Source organism: Undibacterium sp. Rencai35W (genome assembly GCF_049340185.1).
Lineage (GTDB): Bacteria > Pseudomonadota > Gammaproteobacteria > Burkholderiales > Burkholderiaceae_D > Undibacterium.
In genome coordinates, this window is record NZ_JBMPPC010000002.1 from 402,584 (window position 1) to 420,877 (window position 18,294).

The 18,294-nt window shown below is 49.8% G+C and carries 19 protein-coding genes; 10 read left to right on the forward strand and 9 right to left on the reverse strand.

Annotated features, from left to right (window positions below):
* Positions 1-5 precede the first annotated feature (5 nt).
* Positions 6-2,273 (forward strand): patatin-like phospholipase family protein, encoded by a 2,268-nt coding sequence (locus ACO0K3_RS05795; RefSeq protein ID WP_422982762.1) that lies wholly within the window; start codon positions 6-8, stop codon positions 2,271-2,273.
* 27 nt (positions 2,274-2,300) lie between these two features.
* On the opposite strand, the gene ACO0K3_RS05800 is transcribed toward ACO0K3_RS05795, so the two are convergent.
* Positions 2,301-3,092 (reverse strand): helix-turn-helix domain-containing protein, encoded by a 792-nt coding sequence (locus tag ACO0K3_RS05800; protein WP_422982764.1) that lies wholly within the window; start codon positions 3,090-3,092, stop codon positions 2,301-2,303.
* Between the two features lie 218 nt (positions 3,093-3,310).
* Between ACO0K3_RS05800 and ACO0K3_RS05805 the strand changes: the two genes are divergently transcribed.
* Both ACO0K3_RS05805 and ACO0K3_RS05810 read left to right on the forward strand, forming a co-directional pair.
* Entirely contained in the window at positions 3,311-3,946 is a 636-nt protein-coding gene (locus ACO0K3_RS05805; protein WP_422982766.1) for an outer membrane beta-barrel protein, read from the forward strand.
* A 179-nt stretch (positions 3,947-4,125) separates the two neighbouring features.
* On the forward strand, positions 4,126-4,338 hold the full coding sequence (locus ACO0K3_RS05810; protein WP_422982768.1) for a hypothetical protein: 213 nt from the start codon (positions 4,126-4,128) through the stop codon (positions 4,336-4,338).
* 20 nt (positions 4,339-4,358) lie between these two features.
* Here the strand turns inward: ACO0K3_RS05810 and ACO0K3_RS05815 are convergent, their stop codons facing one another.
* The 4 genes from ACO0K3_RS05815 to ugpB all read right to left on the reverse strand — a co-directional run bounded on the left by ACO0K3_RS05815 (position 4,359) and on the right by ugpB (position 8,890).
* On the reverse strand, positions 4,359-5,438 hold the full coding sequence (locus ACO0K3_RS05815; protein ID WP_422982770.1) for a sn-glycerol-3-phosphate import ATP-binding protein UgpC: 1,080 nt from the start codon (positions 5,436-5,438) through the stop codon (positions 4,359-4,361).
* Positions 5,439-5,514: 76 nt separating this feature from the next.
* Positions 5,515-6,366: a sn-glycerol-3-phosphate ABC transporter permease UgpE gene (ugpE, locus tag ACO0K3_RS05820; RefSeq protein ID WP_422982772.1), complete on the reverse strand. Its 852-nt coding sequence runs from the start codon at positions 6,364-6,366 to the stop codon at positions 5,515-5,517.
* On the reverse strand, positions 6,363-7,247 hold the full coding sequence (ugpA, locus tag ACO0K3_RS05825) for a sn-glycerol-3-phosphate ABC transporter permease UgpA (protein ID WP_422982774.1): 885 nt from the start codon (positions 7,245-7,247) through the stop codon (positions 6,363-6,365). Before ugpA ends, ugpE begins: the two co-directional genes overlap by 4 nt.
* 305 nt (positions 7,248-7,552) lie before the next feature.
* Positions 7,553-8,890: a sn-glycerol-3-phosphate ABC transporter substrate-binding protein UgpB gene (gene ugpB / locus ACO0K3_RS05830; RefSeq protein WP_422982776.1), complete on the reverse strand. Its 1,338-nt coding sequence runs from the start codon at positions 8,888-8,890 to the stop codon at positions 7,553-7,555.
* Positions 8,891-9,114: 224 nt separating this feature from the next.
* On the opposite strand from ugpB, the gene ubiA reads away from it, so the two are divergent.
* The 4 genes from ubiA (at position 9,115) to ACO0K3_RS05850 (ending at position 11,116) form a co-directional block, all read left to right on the forward strand.
* Positions 9,115-9,975: a 4-hydroxybenzoate octaprenyltransferase gene (gene ubiA, locus ACO0K3_RS05835; RefSeq protein WP_422982778.1), complete on the forward strand. Its 861-nt coding sequence runs from the start codon at positions 9,115-9,117 to the stop codon at positions 9,973-9,975.
* A gap of 131 nt (positions 9,976-10,106) precedes the next feature.
* A complete protein-coding gene (locus tag ACO0K3_RS05840) occupies positions 10,107-10,415 on the forward strand; it encodes a DUF883 family protein (protein WP_422982780.1) in 309 nt (102 codons plus the stop codon).
* Between the two features lie 3 nt (positions 10,416-10,418).
* Positions 10,419-10,802, forward strand: a complete 384-nt coding sequence (locus ACO0K3_RS05845; RefSeq protein WP_422982782.1) for a phage holin family protein — start codon at positions 10,419-10,421, stop codon at positions 10,800-10,802.
* A 5-nt stretch (positions 10,803-10,807) separates the two neighbouring features.
* Positions 10,808-11,116: a YqjK-like family protein gene (locus tag ACO0K3_RS05850; RefSeq protein WP_422982784.1), complete on the forward strand. Its 309-nt coding sequence runs from the start codon at positions 10,808-10,810 to the stop codon at positions 11,114-11,116.
* A 13-nt stretch (positions 11,117-11,129) separates the two neighbouring features.
* Here ACO0K3_RS05850 and proC read toward each other — a convergent pair whose 3' ends face one another.
* The gene (gene proC, locus ACO0K3_RS05855; protein WP_422982786.1) at positions 11,130-11,957 is read right to left on the reverse strand and encodes a pyrroline-5-carboxylate reductase; all 828 of its coding nucleotides are present in this window, start codon (positions 11,955-11,957) and stop codon (positions 11,130-11,132) included.
* Positions 11,947-12,663 carry a YggS family pyridoxal phosphate-dependent enzyme gene (locus ACO0K3_RS05860; RefSeq protein ID WP_422982788.1) on the reverse strand — a complete coding sequence of 239 codons (717 nt, stop codon included), beginning with the start codon at positions 12,661-12,663 and terminating at the stop codon, positions 11,947-11,949. The genes proC and ACO0K3_RS05860 overlap by 11 nt, the downstream gene beginning before the upstream one ends.
* Before the next feature lie 147 nt (positions 12,664-12,810).
* Between ACO0K3_RS05860 and ACO0K3_RS05865 the strand changes: the two genes are divergently transcribed.
* From ACO0K3_RS05865 to ACO0K3_RS05875, 3 genes are read left to right on the forward strand one after another with little or no spacing between them, the layout of a single operon-like run.
* Positions 12,811-13,854 (forward strand): type IV pilus twitching motility protein PilT, encoded by a 1,044-nt coding sequence (locus ACO0K3_RS05865; RefSeq protein WP_422961873.1) that lies wholly within the window; start codon positions 12,811-12,813, stop codon positions 13,852-13,854.
* Positions 13,855-13,903: 49 nt separating this feature from the next.
* Complete coding sequence (locus tag ACO0K3_RS05870; protein ID WP_422961874.1) at positions 13,904-15,040, forward strand: PilT/PilU family type 4a pilus ATPase; 1,137 nt, start codon at positions 13,904-13,906, stop codon at positions 15,038-15,040.
* Positions 15,037-15,519 carry a glutathione peroxidase gene (locus tag ACO0K3_RS05875; protein ID WP_422982790.1) on the forward strand — a complete coding sequence of 161 codons (483 nt, stop codon included), beginning with the start codon at positions 15,037-15,039 and terminating at the stop codon, positions 15,517-15,519. The genes ACO0K3_RS05870 and ACO0K3_RS05875 overlap by 4 nt, the downstream gene beginning before the upstream one ends.
* Before the next feature lie 123 nt (positions 15,520-15,642).
* Here the strand turns inward: ACO0K3_RS05875 and glcF are convergent, their stop codons facing one another.
* Positions 15,643-16,884: a glycolate oxidase subunit GlcF gene (gene glcF, locus ACO0K3_RS05880; protein WP_422982792.1), complete on the reverse strand. Its 1,242-nt coding sequence runs from the start codon at positions 16,882-16,884 to the stop codon at positions 15,643-15,645.
* A 17-nt stretch (positions 16,885-16,901) separates the two neighbouring features.
* Complete coding sequence (glcE, locus tag ACO0K3_RS05885; RefSeq protein WP_422982794.1) at positions 16,902-17,978, reverse strand: glycolate oxidase subunit GlcE; 1,077 nt, start codon at positions 17,976-17,978, stop codon at positions 16,902-16,904.
* Positions 17,979-18,294: the final 316 nt, after the last annotated feature.

Here is an 18,294-nt window from a genome sequence, read left to right on the forward strand (position 1 = left end):
TCATCATGTCACTCCTTCGTGGTTTAGCGCTATGTTGCGCGCTGTTTTTATTTATCTCTCCATTTGCCGCAGCGGATACATCGCTTATACAAGATGAGGTGAAATCACTTACGTCACCTGCTGACATCGGCACTTCAGCATTGCGACCCAAAGTAGCATTGGTCTTGTCTGGTGGCGGCGCAAGAGGCTTTGCACATATCGGCGTACTGCGTGCTTTACGCGCACAACGTGTGCCCGTTGATATCATCGTCGGCACCAGTATGGGGGCGGTGGTTGGCGGTGCTTATGCCGCAGGACGCTCGGTCAGTGAGCTGGAGCAAATCGTCCGTGATACGGCATGGGATCGAGTGCTGGCTGACCGGCCAGCGCGCTACGATCTGGATTTCCGCCGCAAAGAAGAAGACATATTATTGCCGTCACGGATAGAACTCGCCGTCACAAAAAACGGATTCTCTTTACCTCCCGCTGCTGCGGGTAATGCCGCGCTGGAGCATGCATTAACACGTCTGCTGCCGCAAGGAATGCGCGACCGGCCTATCAATCAGCTTGGCCTGCCGTTTCGTTCAGTCGCGTCAGATTTGCTCACGGGAGAGTTAGTCGAGATGCGCGATACACCACTATTCCTGAGTATGCGCGCCTCGCTGGCAGTACCGGGAGTGTTTGCTCCCGTGCGCTTACATCAGCGTCTGGTCGTCGACGGCGGACTGGTGAGTAATCTTCCTGTAGAACTGGCGCGGGCAATGGGTGCCGATGTGGTGATCGCGGTCAATGTCGGCACGCCTTTAGCGAAAGAAAATGAGATCAGCAGCGCCTTCGGCGTCGCACAACAAATGCTGCAAATCCTGACCGAGCAAAACGTACAGCGCTCGATCAAGGAATTATCCAGTAAAGATATTTTGATCGCACCGGATTTATCGGGCATCAGTTTTCTGGATTTTGGTCAGCATGAGCGAGCGATCCAGGCAGGTGAAACTGCGACGCTCGCCATGTCAGATAAGCTGAAACATCTCAGCGTCAGTGCGGAGCAATACGCGGTGATAGATCAGCACAGACTGGAAGCCAGCAATGATGAGCAAGGTAGCACAAAGCCGTTACCCATCGCCAAAATCGACGTCCAGGGCAATCAATACATCAATCCGACTACCTTGGTCACACAAACGGGATTGCAAGCGGGTCAGATGCTGACATCTGATCAGATTCGCCAGGCCACAACACGCTTATACGGTCGAGGCGATATCGATAATATCGAAACCGACATCACGGATATCGACGGCCAGAGAAATGTCGTAATCAAACCGACAGAATCGAAATCGAGCCGTAACCGCTTACGCTTTGGGCTGGAATTAGCCAGTGATTTTTCGGATGACAATCGCTTTGCGCTAAGCATGATGCATGTCGCCTCTTCGCTGAATAGCTATGGGGCAGAATTACGTACTGTCGCAAAACTCGGCAGTCAACGGCAGCTCGGCACACAGTTATGGCAACCGCTGGGAGATAGTTCGCCATGGTATCTGGCGCCATCAGTCGAATTTGGCGGTACTGCGATTGATCTGTTCCAGCAAGGCAAAAAGGTATTTCGTGTGAATGCGCAGAACAGCAGCGGTACGATCGTCCTCGGGAGGCAATTTGATAACTGGGGCGATTTGCAAATCGGTGTCAGCCGTCGTTTCGGCAAATACAATGTAATCCTTCCTGAGACGTCAGAAGCACCGAGCGCCCGCTATTACGATACGACGCAATTCATACAGTTCCGCATCGATACACTCGATTCGCTGGCCTTTCCTGTTCGGGGTAATCTTGTCACCGCCTTATGGGAGCGCTCACCAAGTAAGGGGCTTGGTGAACCCTCACTGGCGCGCTCGTCTCTGACAGGCTTGTCAGCATTTCAGGCGGGGGACTGGGCTGGTCATATCTATGGCGAATGGTCACGCTCACAACGCGGCCTGGCACCTAGTAGTCTCGGCGGTTTTTTACGCTTATCAGGGACGACGGCGGATTCACTGGATGGTAATTCTGTTCTGCTGGGACGCGTGGTCGTCGCTCGCCGTGTCGGCGATATGCCAACGACTGTGGGCGGGGCAATCCGAGTGGGATTTTCAGCGGAACTGGGTGGTGGCTTTGGTACCGATCAGGCACTGCGATTCGGTAATCTGAAGCAAGCGGGCAGTGCCTTTATTTCCATGGATACCCGTTTTGGCCCTCTGTACTTTGGTGCCGGTGCAACACGCGGCGGCAACTCAACTGCCTACCTTTTTCTGGGGCCGGTCTGGTAAAAAGTATGATGCATCTCTACCGAGCATCTATTTAGCCGCGACTTTAGACATAGCAATCGTATGAACACGGCCTGCGGTGCTTGCCTCCTGGCGACGCAGCGCCGTAAAGGCTGAGAACTCCCAGGAGCGGAATCCGAGCAGTAGTGTAAAACCATCGCGCTCTTCCGCTTGCAGCCGGCGATCGTCCTGATGCAGGCGCGCCAGCTCGGCAACCAGTTGCTGGATTTTTTTTACTACCTCCTGCGCGCTGCCAGATGATAAACGGGCTGGTACACAGAGCACGGTTTCACCGTGACCGTCAAATCGTCCGTCGAAAAAATCACTGACAACGTGTTCGCGGAAATATGCCTGCACCGGCCCGTCAGGACGCCAGTGAAAAGCGCTGGATACATTCAGGCGATAGCGATTATGCGGACGTAGTTCGATCAGCTCCAGACGATCCAGTGCGACCAGATGCAACACACACTCGGCCTCGGACAAATGGTAAGTCTCGACAATTTGCTCCAGAGTCCAATGACCTAGACAACAAATTGCAACCAGCAATAGCTTAGGGTCCGCCATCAGCGAACGCTCTTGCGCCAGACTCAGATTGTCGGAATGCGGTGTGACATCTGCCGCTTGCCGCAACACGTCTTCCAGCGCGATCCCCGCGGCTTTGCAGATGGATGCGAGCCGTGATAACGCCATGTCCTTTTGCGCAAACATACGCTTCATGCTGGACTCGCTCATGCCTATGCGTTCCGCCAACACCTTATAGGTGACACCGGCTGCACGTAACTCGGTGCGCAGCACTTGCAAGACTAATTCTGGTGAACTCATGATTACCCTATTTCAGTTCAATTTTGATAAATAGTACCGCAAATCAGTACCAAAAATTCCAAATATCAGGTCTTCGAACAATTTTCTGGTACGTCACCATAATCTTTGCAACACTGCGCTCCAAGGTCGGGCAGCACTCAATACGGCGACGACCGCGGTTCATTTTTTGGGTGCAGCATAAATCCTGCTTTCCACATTTCACTTCTATTGAGGCTCTTATGTTCAAAATAAAATCTTTCCTGATGGCGGCAATTGCAACGGTGTTTGCGGGTACTGCGGCGACCAGTGCAATGGCTGCAGACAATATTCCGACTCAGGCAGAGACCTATGCAGGTATTAATTTCGCAGCACACGCCAAGTACGATCTCAGTTGTCTGGGTACCAGCAGCTGTGACACCAAAGCAAAATCCAGCGGCAAAATTTATGCAGGCTATATGGCTGCACCAACGATGTTTGAAGGGGTCAATGTGTCTCAGGGTGCAGAGCTGATGTATTACAAAGTTGGCAGCGCAGTATCGACCTATCCGTCTACCTTATCAACAACCAGCCCAGAGACTGTCTTACGCAGTACAGAAGGATTAGGCGCGTCCTACGTTCTGCAAGCGAACTTCAATGACTTCTCCCTGAATGGTCGTGCAGGTATTGCCTATACTAGAAACAAAACAAATTATTCTGATATCAGCGGCACCACAACGGACAAAGCATTCATCGTTCCGGTATTTGGTTTGGGTGTGCGTTATTCACTGGCGAAAAATATTACCTTGAACGCTGATTATGACCGCTTGCCAAATAAATTTGGTGGCGACAAGGGCGTCATCAACATGCTATCGCTGGGTGTGGGCTACAAGTTCTAAACGCTGCTTTACGATGCGAAAAACTATCCCGCCTTCATCAACATCCAGATTCACTGCGGCGGGATAGTTTTGTTATTACACATTTTTCGCACAATTTTGTACTAAGTCACGATCATTAATGTCTGTCATTCACTGAGATTCAACTGATATTAATGAGCGCTGTTGATGGAGAGTATCTGATGCATACCATGACAAAATTCACACTGTACTCACTGATAGGCAGCGTCGCTGTTCTTGCCTTCGCAGGGGGATTATTCGCTGCCAAATTAGGCGCCCATCATCACGACAACCGGACGAAAATCCAAGCCTCGTTTGATGTAACAGACAGTATTAAAACCGATGACAACGATAAAGAAAGCAAGTCAGTACAGCGTTACCGGATTTTAACCTGAGCACAATCAGGCCAAATAGCCTAGCCCAACCGCTTCTTCGTCGTCGCATCAAACCAATGCATGGTATCTGCGGCAAAACCAGCACTGGTGCGCTGACCAGCCTGAACCGGCGTGCCGACGGGTGTACGGATAACCACCGCCTGTCCGCCACATTGGCCGTGTACGAGTAAGTCAGCTCCCAGACTTTCTACCAGCTCAACATCGAATGGCAATCCCGGCATTCCTATAAATAAATGTTCAGGCCGCACTCCAAGAATTAATTCTCTGCTCGCAATCCGTTCTGCCTCAGTCTGCAATACCGGCAAATTGACAATCGTACTTCCCCACTGCATCTGACGGCCATCTTCACTGATATTACCCGTGATTAAATTCATCGGCGGCGACCCGATAAAACTGGCGACAAACGTGGTCGCCGGCTGGCTATACACTTCTGCGGGTGTCCCGATCTGCTCGGCGATGCCAGCATTCATCACGATCATGCGCTGACCTAAAGTCATTGCCTCGACCTGATCGTGTGTAACATACAAACTTGTCGTCCCCAGCGTGCGGTGGAGTTTCTGTATTTCTAAACGCATCTGCACACGCAACTTCGCGTCAAGATTCGACAAAGGTTCATCAAATAAAAATACTGCAGGCTCGCGTACAATCGCTCTCCCCATCGCAACTCGCTGACGCTGGCCGCCCGACAATTGGCGCGGAGTTCTTTGTAACAGTTCACCCAACTCTAAAATCTTGGCGGCTTTTTGTACCCGCAACTCAATATCCGCCTTAGAAAAACCGCGTATCTTCAAACCGTATGCCATGTTTTGATACACCGTCATATGCGGATACAAAGCATAGTTCTGGAATACCATTGCGATATCTCTATCCTTCGGTTCCAGCTCATTCACGACGCGATCACCGATGATCACATCACCTTCAGAAATTTCCTCCAGACCGGCGACCATGCGCAGCAAGGTTGATTTACCACAGCCCGATGGTCCCACCATCACAATGAATTCGCCGTGCGCAATATCAATCGAAATACCGTGAATGACAGCAACCGATTTATCACCTTTCCCATAGGTCTTTTTAACGTTTTTTAAGTGAACTTGTGCCATATCTCGTTATTGTTAAATTATTCTCGAATTGTTTTTGACTAATTTTCGGCTTATTCACGAATATCACTGTGGACTTCTACTTTTCAGAATCAACCAGGCCTTTTACAAACCATTTTTGCATAATCACAATCACCAGGCCTGGCGGCAACATAGCGAGCAGCAAGGTCGCCATAACCAGATTCCATTCGACCGCCGCATCACCACCCGCAATCATACGTTTGATACCAATGCCAATCGGGTACATGCTCTGCTCAGTCGATACCAGCAACGGCCAAAGGTATTGATTCCAGCCATAGATAAACATAATGACAAACAAGGCAATCAGATTAGTTCGTGATAATGGCCACAACACGTCTTTAAAGAAGCGCAGCGGGCCTGCGCCGTCTATCCTTGCGGCTTCCGCTAGCTCTTCTGGCACTGTCAGAAAAAACTGCCGGAATAAAAAAGTCGCCGTCGCCGACGCAATTAAGGGAATCGTCAAACCTGCGTAAGAATTCAACATCGACAAATCCGACACGACTTTATAGGTAGGCGAAATACGCACTTCAACCGGCAACATTAAGGTGACGAAAATCATCCAAAAAAACAAAGTGCGTCCCGGAAAACGAAAATACACAAGTGCAAATGCAGACAACATTGAAATCGATATTTTGCCAAACGCAATCAGCAGCGCCGAGACCAGACTCACCCACATCATACGAGCGACAGGGCTGGTCGCAACATTACCAGAAGCTCCCGAATTCAAGACCGCCGACAGGTTATGGAATAACTGATCACCGGGAATCAATGACATCGGCGCCAAGGCAGACTGCTCTGCCGTCTGACTGCTTGCAACCAGCGCAACATAAATAGGGAAAGCGACAAATGCCACGCCCAGTATCAACACCAGATGGCTGAAGAAATCCAATAAAGGACGGCGCTCTATCATGAGTACTGCACTTTCTTTTCAACATATTTGAACTGAATGACCGTCAGGACGATCACGATCGTCATCAGTATCACGGATTGTGCGGCGGCGCTGCCCAGATCACCACCTTTGAAGCCATCATTGAAGACACGGTAAACAAGAATTTCGGTATCTTTACCCGGGCCACCTTGCGTCGTCGCCTCAACAATCGCGAAGGTATCAAAAAATGCATAAACGATATTCACTACGAGCAAAAAAAACGAGGTCGGTGACAACAACGGAAACACAATCGTGGCAAACCGTTTCACTGGTCCGGCACCGTCAATGGCAGCTGCCTCGATCAAGGATTTGGGGATCGACTGCAGACCCGCCAGGAAGAACAGGAAGTTATAACTAATCTGTTTCCAGACTGCAGCGAGAACAACCAGAATCATCGCATGCTGGCCATTGAGGAGACTATCCCATTCGATCCCAAAACGACGCAGCGCATGGGCGAGTATGCCTAGTGTCGGGTTCAGCAAAAACATCCAGAGTACACCGACCACTACCGGTGAAACTGCATACGGCCAGATCAGGAAGGTCTTATAAATCGCAGCGCCTTTGACGACACGATCAGCAAATACAGCCAGGACCAGCGAAATACTCAGTCCCAGGCTCGCAACGAGAACTGAGAACAGCGCAGTCGTTTTAAACGATGCCAGATAACTGGGATCTGCAAATAAAATATTGAAATTATCAAACCAGACAAATTGCGTAGACATGCCAAAGGCATCCTGGAGCAAAACAGATTGATATAAAGCCTGCACTGCTGGCCAGAAAAAAAATAAGATCGTAATAATGATCTGCGGCGCGACCAGCACATAAGGCAGCCAGGCGGAGCGAAATCGGGCGCGTTTTTCCAAACTGCTTCCTAAAAAAATTTTACTCAAATTAAAGTGTCGACTTAACCACGACTCTAAAAACAGAAGTTTACTGATCTAGTTTCGGCCAAATCTTAGTGACGATGACCGGAATAACAGTAAACAAGAGCCCAGGAATTCCTTGCATTGCTCCTAAAATAAGCAACACAGTAGCGAGTTCGGCTCGGATATTATGAACGGGTATAAATTCTCTTATAGACAAATAGCACGATAAAGTCACAATGATTCCAATTGCGTGGACCGTTATTAAGAACCATTTTTTTGCTCTAATATCATTGAAACCCTTTTTACTTATTCGCTTTTTCGAAACGCTCTAATAAGTCATTACCTCGTGCAACGGCAGCATCCAGAGCATCCTTTGCGGTTTTTTTACCGGCCCAGACGGACTCCAGTTCTTCGTCCATGATGGTGCGGATCTGGACAAAATTACCGAGACGGATACCACGCGATTTTTCTGTGGTTTTGACGATCATCTGCTGTACAGCGACATTCGGACCCGGTGTTTTATCATAAAAACCCGATTTTTTTGTTAGCTCGTAAGCGGCATTGGTAATAGGCAGATAGCCGGTTTCCTGATGCCATTTCGCTTGCACTTCCGGTTGCGACAGGAATTTATAAAACTTCGCAACGCCTTTGTACTCATCGTTCTTTTTACCGCTCATGGTCCACAGTGACGCGCCGCCGATGATGGTATTTTGCGGCGCACCTTTAGCATCTGAGTAGTACGGCAGCGGTGCGACTGCAAATTTGAATTTAGCATTTTTGCTGACATTGCCATAAGCAGAACTCGATGAGGTCAGCATGCCACATTCGCCTGAATAGAATTTTGCTTCGGGCTCGTTCTTGCGTCCGGCATAGGTGAAGTAACCTTGCTTCGCCCAATTCGCCATGTTTTCAATATGTTTTACATGCAAGGGACTATTGAATTTCAAGCGCGCGTCCAGTCCGCCAAAACCATTGCCTTTCGACGCAAACTCTACATTGTGCCAGGCAGAGAAACTTTCCAGATGTACCCAGGTCTGCCAGCCAGTCGTGAAGCCACACTTCTCGCCGTTTGCCTTTAGACGGGCCGCAGCGGCGACAACTTCCTGCCAGGTTGACGGTGCCTTGTTGGGATCCATGCCTGCTTTGGCGAACATATCCTTGTTGTAATAGAACACCGTCGTTGAACTATTAAATGGAAAGGAGACCATCTCCCCTTTCGGCGAGGTGTAATAACCGGCAACGGCAGGAATATATACCGAGGCGTCGAATTTTTCTCCTGCGAGTTTCATGACTTCCGAGACCGGCTTGATCGCACCTTTGGAATACATCATGGTTGCAGTACCGACCTCAAATACTTGTAAGACATGTGGTGCATTACCTGCCCGATAAGCCGCAATGGCGGCGGCCATTGCTTCGTCATAACTACCTTTGTAGACCGCGACTACCTTATAGTCAGACTGACTTTTATTAAACTGTTCAGCCAGTCCGTTGACCCGCTCACCCAAAGCGCCTGTCATCGAATGCCACCAGCTGATCTCCGTCACCGCATACGCAGAACTGGAGAACGCACTCATTACCAGGAGCGCTAAGGCAGCGCGGTATTTGGCACTGCATGTTAATTTTGTAGAGGTGAATTTCATGGATGTCTCACTTTATGATTATTCTGAACCGGCTTATCAATTTTTTAGAGCGTATCAGGCAGTTTTTATTTTACGGATGAATTATGACGACTGCGCTACGATAGCATTGTCAGTGTTGCCATGTATAGATAGCCCTTATAATTTCATTTTTTAGTGCTGCTTTTTTCGCTGGTGAAGAATCTGCCTCTGGGCAACGGCACGCATAACCATAAAAATAGAAACGCATGATATTTCAACGAGCCCAACTGTATTTTCAGCTAGTCCGCCTTGATAAGCCGGTCGGTATCTTGCTATTGCTATGGCCGACACTCGCCGCGCTCTGGATTGCCTCGGATGGTCAACCCGACTGGCGCTTAGTGCTCATTTTCAGCTTAGGTACCGTGCTGATGCGCTCTGCCGGATGCGCAATCAACGACTTTGCTGACCGTGATTTTGATAAACACGTCAAACGTACGGCCGAGCGACCTATTACCAGTGGCAAAATTGCCGGGTGGGAAGCCGTGATGGTAGCCGTGCTACTGTCCCTGGTCTCTTTTTTTCTGATCCTACCTTTGAATACGCTGACCAGACAACTCTCGGTGCTGGCGGTAGTGATCGCAGCTAGCTACCCTTATTTCAAACGGTTTTTTGCAATACCTCAGGCCTACCTCGGCATCGCGTTTGGCTTCGGTATTCCGATGGGATTTGCTGCAATTCAAAACACCGTGCCGGCGATCGCCTGGATCTTGCTGATCGCGAATATTTTCTGGGCGGTTGCGTATGACACGGAATATGCGATGGTCGACAGAGATGATGATCTTAAGATCGGCATCCGCACCTCGGCCATCACTTTCGGCAACTATGACGTGCTGGCAGTCATGTTGTGCTACCTGATTAGTTTTATCCTGATTCTGTTTGTCGGCTGGCAGCAGGGACTGCGCTATTACTTCCTTGCGGGACTAATGATTGCCTGCGCTTTCGCGGCATATCACTACACTTTAATCCGCAATAGAGAGCGCATGGCTTGTTTTAAAGCGTTTCGCCACAATAACTGGTTAGGAGCCGCTATTTTTACTGGTATCGCACTGGACTATGCATTAAAGTAATTTGCAGGAGGCCAGCGCAGTCGCTCAGAAACTTACTTAGCGATGATTTGATTTCTCGCAAACCTAGACCTAAAGCAATTCCCTACACTGTCTTTAGCAATTGTTCCAATTTACTCTTGAAAGGAAACACCATGAGCTCAGCCGAACAGCATAAAGAAAAATTGATGCATGATTTAAATCAGGTCATCAGGGATGCAGAAGATCTATTGAAAAATTCCGAGCAACAAGCTGGTGAGGGCTACAAGTCAGCAAAAGCCCGGTTTGAGCATACTTTAAAAAATGCTAAAGCCGAAGTCACACGCTTAGAAGACGCTGTCGTCACCAAGGCAAAAGACGCCGCCCATGCAACGGACGTCTATGTCAAAGAAAATCCATGGCAGTCTGCCGGTATCGCGGCAGGCATAGGTTTGCTGGTCGGACTGCTTATCGGTCGCAAATAAGCGATGGCCATCGTTGATTCCGTAGCCCGTTTAGCCGCCACGCTGATTGGTATTCTGCATACCCGGCTGGAATTAATTTCGGTAGAGGTAGAGGAAGAACTCACTCGTTTTTCCTCTTACTTATTGTGGTCGCTGGTCGCTTTGTTTTGTGCTGGTGTTGCAGTGTTATTGCTGATACTGCTCTTGATCGCCGCCTTCTGGGACAGCTACCGTATGGCGGTTCTGCTCTCTCTGCTGGCAGTATTTTCAGGTGCGGCGATTGGCCTTGGGTGGTGGTTACGACAAAATATGCTGACCAAACCCAGATTATTAGCCAGTACCCTGGCAGAGCTGCGTAAAGATGCATCCGCTTTGCGCGGTAGCAGCACAACAGATGAATCGCTCTGATCGCCATGCCTAAACTGAGCCAACAACTCGCAGAACGCCACCGGCAACTCCTGGCGCAGACTCAGGTTCAGCGCGAAGTGATCGCCGGACATGGACGACAGATCAGGCAGTCCCTGCAATTTGCGGATCTTGGTCTGCAGGTTGTGAGGCAAATCAAAAAGCAGCCCGCGTTAGGGATTGGCTTTGCAGTTGCTACGCTGATCGTCAAACCTCGCCGTATGTGGCGACTACTCAAAACAGGACTGATTGCCTGGAATATCTGGCAAAACCTCGCGCCTGTTTTGAAAAACTCGTCCCACCCTAAGCAAGATTAAAGCTGAAACATCATCAGCTCTGAGCTCCGAACTCATCCCCCAATTCCTTACCGCGGGCGGCAGCGGCTTTGACTGCTTGCATGATTGCGGTCTTCACACCTTGAGCCTCCATACTGCTTAGTGCCGCATAAGTTGTACCGCCTTTAGACGTGACTTTCTCACGTAACACCGCAACGGAGTCTGTTGATTTCAAAGCGAGCTGAGTTGCACCGTCAAAGGTCGCCATTGCCAATTGCATCGCCTGCTCTGCCGGCAACCCCAATTCCAGCGCGGCCTGCTGCATCGCCTCAATAAAATAAAATACATAGGCAGGACCACTCCCGGAAACAGCAGTCACCGCATCAATCAAAGATTCATCATCCAGCCACACCGTCGATCCCACGGCTTGCATAATGTGATCGGCAGCCTCTCTTTGCTCAGGCGAGACACTGCTGGTCGCATACAAACCTGTCACACCTTTACCAATCAGTGCGGGCGTATTCGGCATACTACGGACAATTTTGTGATAGCCGTTTAACCAGCGAGCGATATCCACCGAGCGGATACCTGCGGCGATAGACAGGATCAATTGGGCCGACACATAAGGCACAAGCGCTTCTGCGACTTGTCTGAGCTGCTGAGGCTTTACCGATAAAATGATGATGTCGGCCTTTTCAATGCTGGTATCAATCTGCAATGCCGTACTGACACCGAACTGCTTAGCCAGTTTATCAAGCGATTCCTGATAAGGATCTACCACATGCACATACTCTGGCGCGGTTACTTCAGGTAATAAACCGCCGATTAAAGCGGTCGCCATGTTGCCGCCACCGATCAATGCTATTTTCAATTTATTTTGCATATGTTCTTTTTCCAAAAATTGCCGATCCTATCCGCACCATCGTACTGCCTTCGGCAATCGCCGCGTGCCTGTCAGCACTCATGCCCATCGATAATGTATCTAAAGTGATTCCTGATGAGAGCAAAGCAGCCTGAATTTTTTCCTGTAGCTCACGCAATTCGCGAAACGGCTGGCGCTGATGCAGCTCATCCTCCGTCGATTCAGGTACCGCCATCAGCCCGCGCAAGCGTAAGTGCGGCAATTGTGCAATATGCTGCGCCAGTGCGAGTGCTTCATCTGGCATGACACCACTTTTACTAGCTTCACGGCTGATATTCACTTGCAGGCAAATATTCAAGGGAAGCTTGCCCGCAGGACGCTGCTCCGACAGGCGGTTAGCAATTTTATCCCGGTCAACAGAGTGTACCCAATCAAATTGCTCAGCTATCTGGCGAGTCTTGTTACTTTGAATCGGTCCGATAAAGTGCCATTCAAGCAACAAATCCGGTCTCAGGCTGCGCACCAGCTGCATTTTCTCCAGAGCTTCCTGCAGGTAATTCTCGCCAAAGGCGCTCTGCCCGGCGCTGGCAGCATCAATAACCGCCTGAGCATCAAAAGTCTTAGAAACGGCGAGCAGCGCAATCCCCTGAGGATCGCGACCGCAGGCTAGGGCAGCGGCACGTAAATCATCACGCACGGCTTGCAAGTTGCTTGATATTAAGGACATAATCGAGATACTTGATTTTGCAACATAGCTGGGACCGGATTCAGGCAAAAAGTCCCGCCAGGATTGCATAAGTTGTAGGTTGATCAGTGCGATTGCATCAGAGTTCTGTGCACGCCACCGCAAATCATTTCATCACCGGAATTATAAATGGACATTTCAGAACTCCTCGCGTTCTCCGTAAAGAACAACGCATCCGACTTACATCTGTCATCTGGCTTACCGCCTATGATACGTGTGCATGGTGACGTGCGTCGCATTAATTTGCCCCCTCTTGAGCATAAAGATGTCCATGGTTTGATCTACGACATTATGAATGACTCACAGCGTAAAGCCTATGAAGAAACGCTGGAGTGCGATTTCTCGTTTTCCATCCCGGGTCTGGCACGTTTCCGTGTGAATGCATTTAACCAGGAACGTGGCGCAGCCGCTGTAATGCGTACCATTCCATCCAAAATTCTCAGTCTGGAACAGTTAAATACACCCCGCATCTTTGCTGAGCTCTCGCTCAAGCCAAGGGGCCTGGTGCTGGTAACAGGACCAACCGGCTCCGGTAAATCTACTACGCTGGCAGCGATGGTGAATCACGTCAATGAAAATGAATACGGTCATATTCTGACGGTCGAAGATCCTATCGAATTTGTCCATGAGTCAAAAAAATGCCTGATCAACCAACGTGAAGTCGGGCCTCATACGATGTCATTCAACAATGCGCTGCGCTCAGCGCTGCGTGAAGATCCTGACGTTATTCTGGTCGGTGAGTTACGTGATCTGGAGACTATCCGCCTCGCCCTGACTGCCGCCGAAACCGGCCACCTTGTGTTCGGTACCCTGCACACCTCGTCTGCTGCTAAAACCATTGATCGTATCGTCGACGTTTTCCCGGCAGAAGAAAAAGAAATGGTACGTTCAATGTTGTCTGAGTCATTGCAAGCCGTTATTTCACAAACCCTGCTCAAGACCAAAGACGGTACAGGCCGGGTTGCAGCACATGAGATTATGCTCGGCACACCGGCAATCCGTAACCTGATCCGTGAAGCAAAAATTGCACAGATGTATTCCTCTATCCAGACCGGTAGCAATATGGGAATGCAAACTCTGGATCAAAACCTGACAGAACTGGTCAAGCGCAATGTTATCTCTGTCGGAACCGCAAGAGCCGCAGCAAAAACACCGGATAACTTCCCTGGCTAATCGTCAGAAAAGCCTCCGGCTAATCAGTTTGAATTAAGGACGTACTACGATGGAACGCGATCAGGCTACCAAATTTATGCATGATTTACTGCGCTTGATGCTCAGTAAAAATGGCTCCGATTTATTTATCACCGCAGAGTTTCCTCCTGCTTTCAAAATCGATGGCAAGGTCACACCGGTATCGAATCAGCCGCTGACATCGGCGCATACCATTGACCTGGCACGCGCGATCATGAACGACAAGCAAGCGGCTGAATTCGAATCAACCAAAGAATGTAACTTTGCGATCAACCCAGCAGGGATGGGACGTTTTCGTGTTTCTGCATTTATGCAACAAGGCCGGGTCGGTCTGGTGCTACGTACGATTACGACAGCGATCCCGACCATGGAAGAGCTTGGCTTACCCGTTCATCTGAAAGACGTCGCCATGACCAAGCGCGGTCTGGTCATCATGGTCGGCGCAACTGGCTCTGGTAAATCAACCTCTCTGGCGGCAATGCTGGGCTATCGTAATGCGAATAGCTACGGTCACATCATTACGATTGAAGATCCGATTGAGTATGTACATCCGCACGGCAACTGCATCATCACGCAACGTGAAATCGGTATCGATACCGAAGACTGGGGTGCCGCGCTGAAAAACTCTTTGCGTCAAGCACCGGATGTGATTCAGATCGGTGAGATCCGTGACCGTGAGACCATGGATTTTGCGATTGCATTTGCAGAAACCGGCCATCTTTGCCTGGCGACCCTGCATGCGAACAGCTCCAACCAGGCGCTGGATCGTATTATCAACTTCTTCCCGGAAGAACGTCGTGCGCAATTGCTGATGGATTTGTCATTGAACTTGAAAGCAGTTATTTCTCAACGCCTGATCCCACTACGTGGCAAAAAGGGGCGCTGCGCAGCGATTGAAATTATGCTGAACTCGCCCTTAGTCTCTGACCTGATCTTCAAAGGAGATGTTCACGAGATTAAAGAGATTATGAAAAAATCTCGCGAAATCGGTATGCAAACTTTTGACCAGGCGCTATTTGATCTGCACGAAGCCGATCTGATCACGTACGAAGATGCTTTACGCAATGCCGACTCCGTCAATGAATTGCGTCTGGCAATTATGCTCAAAGGTAAAGAAGCTAAAAACCGTGACCTCAGCGCAGGCACATCACATTTAGGAATTGTATGAGCGTACTCGACTTTAATGCAGATAACCTGCAAGGCCAGCCTGTAGATCTGAAACAATACCAGGGCAAAGTACTGCTAATCGTGAATACTGCCAGCAATTGCGGCTTCACTCCACAGTACAAAGGACTGGAAGCCGTCTATCAGCAGTTTCGTGACAAAGGCGTCGAAGTGCTCGGCTTTCCCTGCAATCAGTTCGGTCATCAGGAGCCAGGCACTGCGGATGAAATCGGCGCATTTTGCGAGAAAAATTACGGCGTTACGTTTCCCTTATTTGCCAAAATCGAAGTGAACGGTAAAGATGCACATCCGCTGTATCAGTACCTAAAATCCAAAGCACCTGGCCTGCTGGGCAGCGAAGCGATCAAATGGAATTTTACTAAATTCCTGATCAAAAAAGACGGCACTGTCTACAACCGCTATGCGCCGCTAACAACACCCGCAGAACTGATTGCGGACATCGAAAAGCTGCTGGCAGAATAAACGCTAATCAACAAAAATAACAATCTGTGAATCTCAGTATTGAAAAATTCTTGAGAGATTCACAGATTTTTTTACGCTCGTCGTCTTGACTGGCTAGCCAGATTTGAAGACAGCCACATGCGCTTATTTGCCCTGATCTGAATTAGACAAACTAGCATCAATCAACTCTACCCAATGCCGCACTGGTGTATCCGTTCCAGATTGCAAATGGGTTAAACATCCGATATTGGCGGACAAAATCATCTCTGCGCCCGTTGCCGCCAGATTCTGTAATTTATTGTCCCGCAACTGATAGGATAATTCTGGTTGCAACACCGAATAAGTCCCGGCAGAACCGCAGCATAAATGGCTGTCTGTACACAGTTGCACATCAACGCCGACTTGACGTAACAAGCCCTCAACTTTGCCGCGAATTTGCTGACCATGCTGCAAGGTACAGGGCGGATGCCAGACGATCCTTGTCGCTATTTTCCCAGCTAATTTTTTGACGAGTGCGGTCTCAAAATCAGGCAAAATTTCACTCAGATCGCGGGTCATGGCGGAGATACGCAGCGCTTTCTCCGCATACGCACTGTCATGTGCCAAGAGATGCCCATAGTCTTTCACTGTGACGCCACAGCCCGATGCCGTCATGACAATCGCTTCAGCACCAGCGTCTACATAAGGCCACCAGGCATCGATATTCCGTCTCATATCGTCAAGTCCGCCATCTTGATCATTCAGATGAAAACGGATCGCGCCACAGCAACCAGCTTTCGGTGCGACGATCAATTGCACACCTAGCACGTCGAGCACACGGGCTGTCGCGGCATTGATATTGGGCGACATCGCCGGTTGTACACAACCATCAAGCAACAACATCTTGCGCGCATGCTGGGTCTGTGGCCAGAAGCTAGCAGGCTGCGCCGCCGGTATTTTGTTTTGCAATACCTGAGGCAAGACCGGGCGTATGGCTTGCCCAAGCTTCATCGCCGGATTAAAAATCGAGGCACGTGGCAAAACCTGTTTAAGCGCCCAACGCATCAGACGCTGCGCCAGTGGTCTTGGCACCTGATCCTCTACAACCTTACGCCCGATATCCAGCAGACGTCCATATTGCACACCCGACGGACAGGTAGATTCACAATTGCGACAGGTCAGGCAGCGATCCAGATGCTGCTGCGTCTTTGCGGTTGCCTGCTTGCCTTCCAGCACTTGCTTAATCAGATAAATCCGGCCTCGCGGACCATCCAGCTCGTCACCAAGCAATTGATAGGTCGGACAAGTCGCTGTACAAAAACCGCAGTGCACACACTTGCGCAGGATCTCCTCTGCCTCCTGGCCTTCACGGGTGTCCTTGATAAAATCAGCGAGATTGGTTTGCATAGAATAGGTCTGGAAAATTACAAATCAAGGTACATGCGTCCAGGATTGAAAATACCTGAAGGATCAAATGCGTTTTTTAGATGACGGTGAATCTTGGCCACGGCCGGTGCCAGCGGTGTAAACACGCCGGTGCGTTTATCGCCACCACGGAACAAGCTCGCATGGCCACCGGCTTTTGTCACAACATCCCGGATACGCTGTGGCGCTTCATCCGTAAATAACCAGCGCTGTGCCCCCCCCCATTCAATCAGGGATTTTCCAGTCAAAGACAGGGGACTTGCACTGGGCGGCAGAGACAGACGCCATAACCCATGTTCATCGTCTTGCACAAAAAAATCATGCTCGTGCTCACGTAATGCCGACCAATGCCGGCCTGCATCCTGTACCTCTTCGCCGCCTAATTTCTTTTTCGCCGCACGCACCGCGGCTTCTGCACCTGACAGGCGCAACATCAGGCGACCGACGTGCCAGGCGCTGGCAGAGATGGGGAGTGGCTGACCGCCCCATTGATTTAGTTTCGTCAAAGCGTCCGCTTCAGACAGCGCAAATACCAGCGTCGTTTCTGCGAAAGGTTTCGGTAACACTTTGATGGAGATATCGGTGATCAAACCCAGGCTTCCCAGCGATCCGGCCAGCAAGCGCGAAACGTCGTAACCAGCGACGTTTTTCATGACTTGCCCGCCAAACGCCAACAATTCACCACGCCCATCCATTAAATGTGCACCCAGAACAAAATCTCTGACCGCCCCCACCGCAGCCCGACGTGGTCCGGACAAACCAGCAGCCACCATGCCACCGAAGGTCGCCGTAGCGCCAAAATGCGGCGGCTCAAACGCTAGCATCTGCTGCTGCTCCGCAAGCGCGGCCTCAATTTCTGACAGAGGCGTGCCGCAACGTGCAGTGATCACCAGTTCTGTCGGCTCATAAGCGACGATACCGGTATAAGCGCGAGTGTCCAGCACCTCGCCGCACAAAGTCTGTCCATACCAATGTTTGCTTGCGCCGCCTTGTATGCATAGCGGTGCTTTCGTAGCCGATGCTGTCAAAATGCGATCGCGAAACTCTTGCAGGATATTGTCCATATCAGCGTTCATTCATTATCCGGTGGGCGTACTGTTTCTTCTTATAAAAATTATCAAAAGCCATAAAAACTCATCAAAACTCATCCAATTTAAAACCAATACCGCAATACCCATGCGGGTTTCCAGCCATTTTCATGCCAGAAGGCGCATAGAATATGCGTGCTTGCATGTAGAAATTTCTAAAAACCCTTGGAATCGATATTTCATGGAACCACTTACTTCTCTGTCTTTTCTCTGTATTTCTGTGTCTCTGCAGTGAGCACCTTGGCTTTTACGTCCTGTTGATATGATTTTTTAATGTCGAAGTTTTTAGACATGTCCATACCAT

Bases quoted from the DNA above. Each gene is read 5' to 3' on its own strand.
- ACO0K3_RS05860 (WP_422982788.1), bottom strand. From the start codon at position 12,663: ATGTCCTTAATATCAAGCAACTTGCAAGCCGTGCGTGATGATTTACGT.
- ugpB (WP_422982776.1), bottom strand. From the start codon at position 8,890: ATGAAATTCACCTCTACAAAATTAACATGCAGTGCCAAATACCGCGCT.
- ACO0K3_RS05850 (WP_422982784.1), top strand. From the start codon at position 10,808: ATGCCTAAACTGAGCCAACAACTCGCAGAACGCCACCGGCAACTCCTG.
- ACO0K3_RS05840 (WP_422982780.1), top strand. From the start codon at position 10,107: ATGAGCTCAGCCGAACAGCATAAAGAAAAATTGATGCATGATTTAAAT.
- ACO0K3_RS05805 (WP_422982766.1), top strand. From the start codon at position 3,311: ATGTTCAAAATAAAATCTTTCCTGATGGCGGCAATTGCAACGGTGTTT.
- ACO0K3_RS05865 (WP_422961873.1), top strand. From the start codon at position 12,811: ATGGACATTTCAGAACTCCTCGCGTTCTCCGTAAAGAACAACGCATCC.
- ACO0K3_RS05810 (WP_422982768.1), top strand. From the start codon at position 4,126: ATGCATACCATGACAAAATTCACACTGTACTCACTGATAGGCAGCGTC.
- ACO0K3_RS05875 (WP_422982790.1), top strand. From the start codon at position 15,037: ATGAGCGTACTCGACTTTAATGCAGATAACCTGCAAGGCCAGCCTGTA.
- ACO0K3_RS05795 (WP_422982762.1), top strand. From the start codon at position 6: ATGTCACTCCTTCGTGGTTTAGCGCTATGTTGCGCGCTGTTTTTATTT.
- ACO0K3_RS05815 (WP_422982770.1), bottom strand. From the start codon at position 5,438: ATGGCACAAGTTCACTTAAAAAACGTTAAAAAGACCTATGGGAAAGGT.
- glcE (WP_422982794.1), bottom strand. From the start codon at position 17,978: ATGAACGCTGATATGGACAATATCCTGCAAGAGTTTCGCGATCGCATT.
- proC (WP_422982786.1), bottom strand. From the start codon at position 11,957: ATGCAAAATAAATTGAAAATAGCATTGATCGGTGGCGGCAACATGGCG.
- ACO0K3_RS05800 (WP_422982764.1), bottom strand. From the start codon at position 3,092: ATGAGTTCACCAGAATTAGTCTTGCAAGTGCTGCGCACCGAGTTACGT.
- glcF (WP_422982792.1), bottom strand. From the start codon at position 16,884: ATGCAAACCAATCTCGCTGATTTTATCAAGGACACCCGTGAAGGCCAG.
- ugpE (WP_422982772.1), bottom strand. From the start codon at position 6,366: ATGATAGAGCGCCGTCCTTTATTGGATTTCTTCAGCCATCTGGTGTTG.
- ACO0K3_RS05845 (WP_422982782.1), top strand. From the start codon at position 10,419: ATGGCCATCGTTGATTCCGTAGCCCGTTTAGCCGCCACGCTGATTGGT.
- ubiA (WP_422982778.1), top strand. From the start codon at position 9,115: ATGATATTTCAACGAGCCCAACTGTATTTTCAGCTAGTCCGCCTTGAT.
- ACO0K3_RS05870 (WP_422961874.1), top strand. From the start codon at position 13,904: ATGGAACGCGATCAGGCTACCAAATTTATGCATGATTTACTGCGCTTG.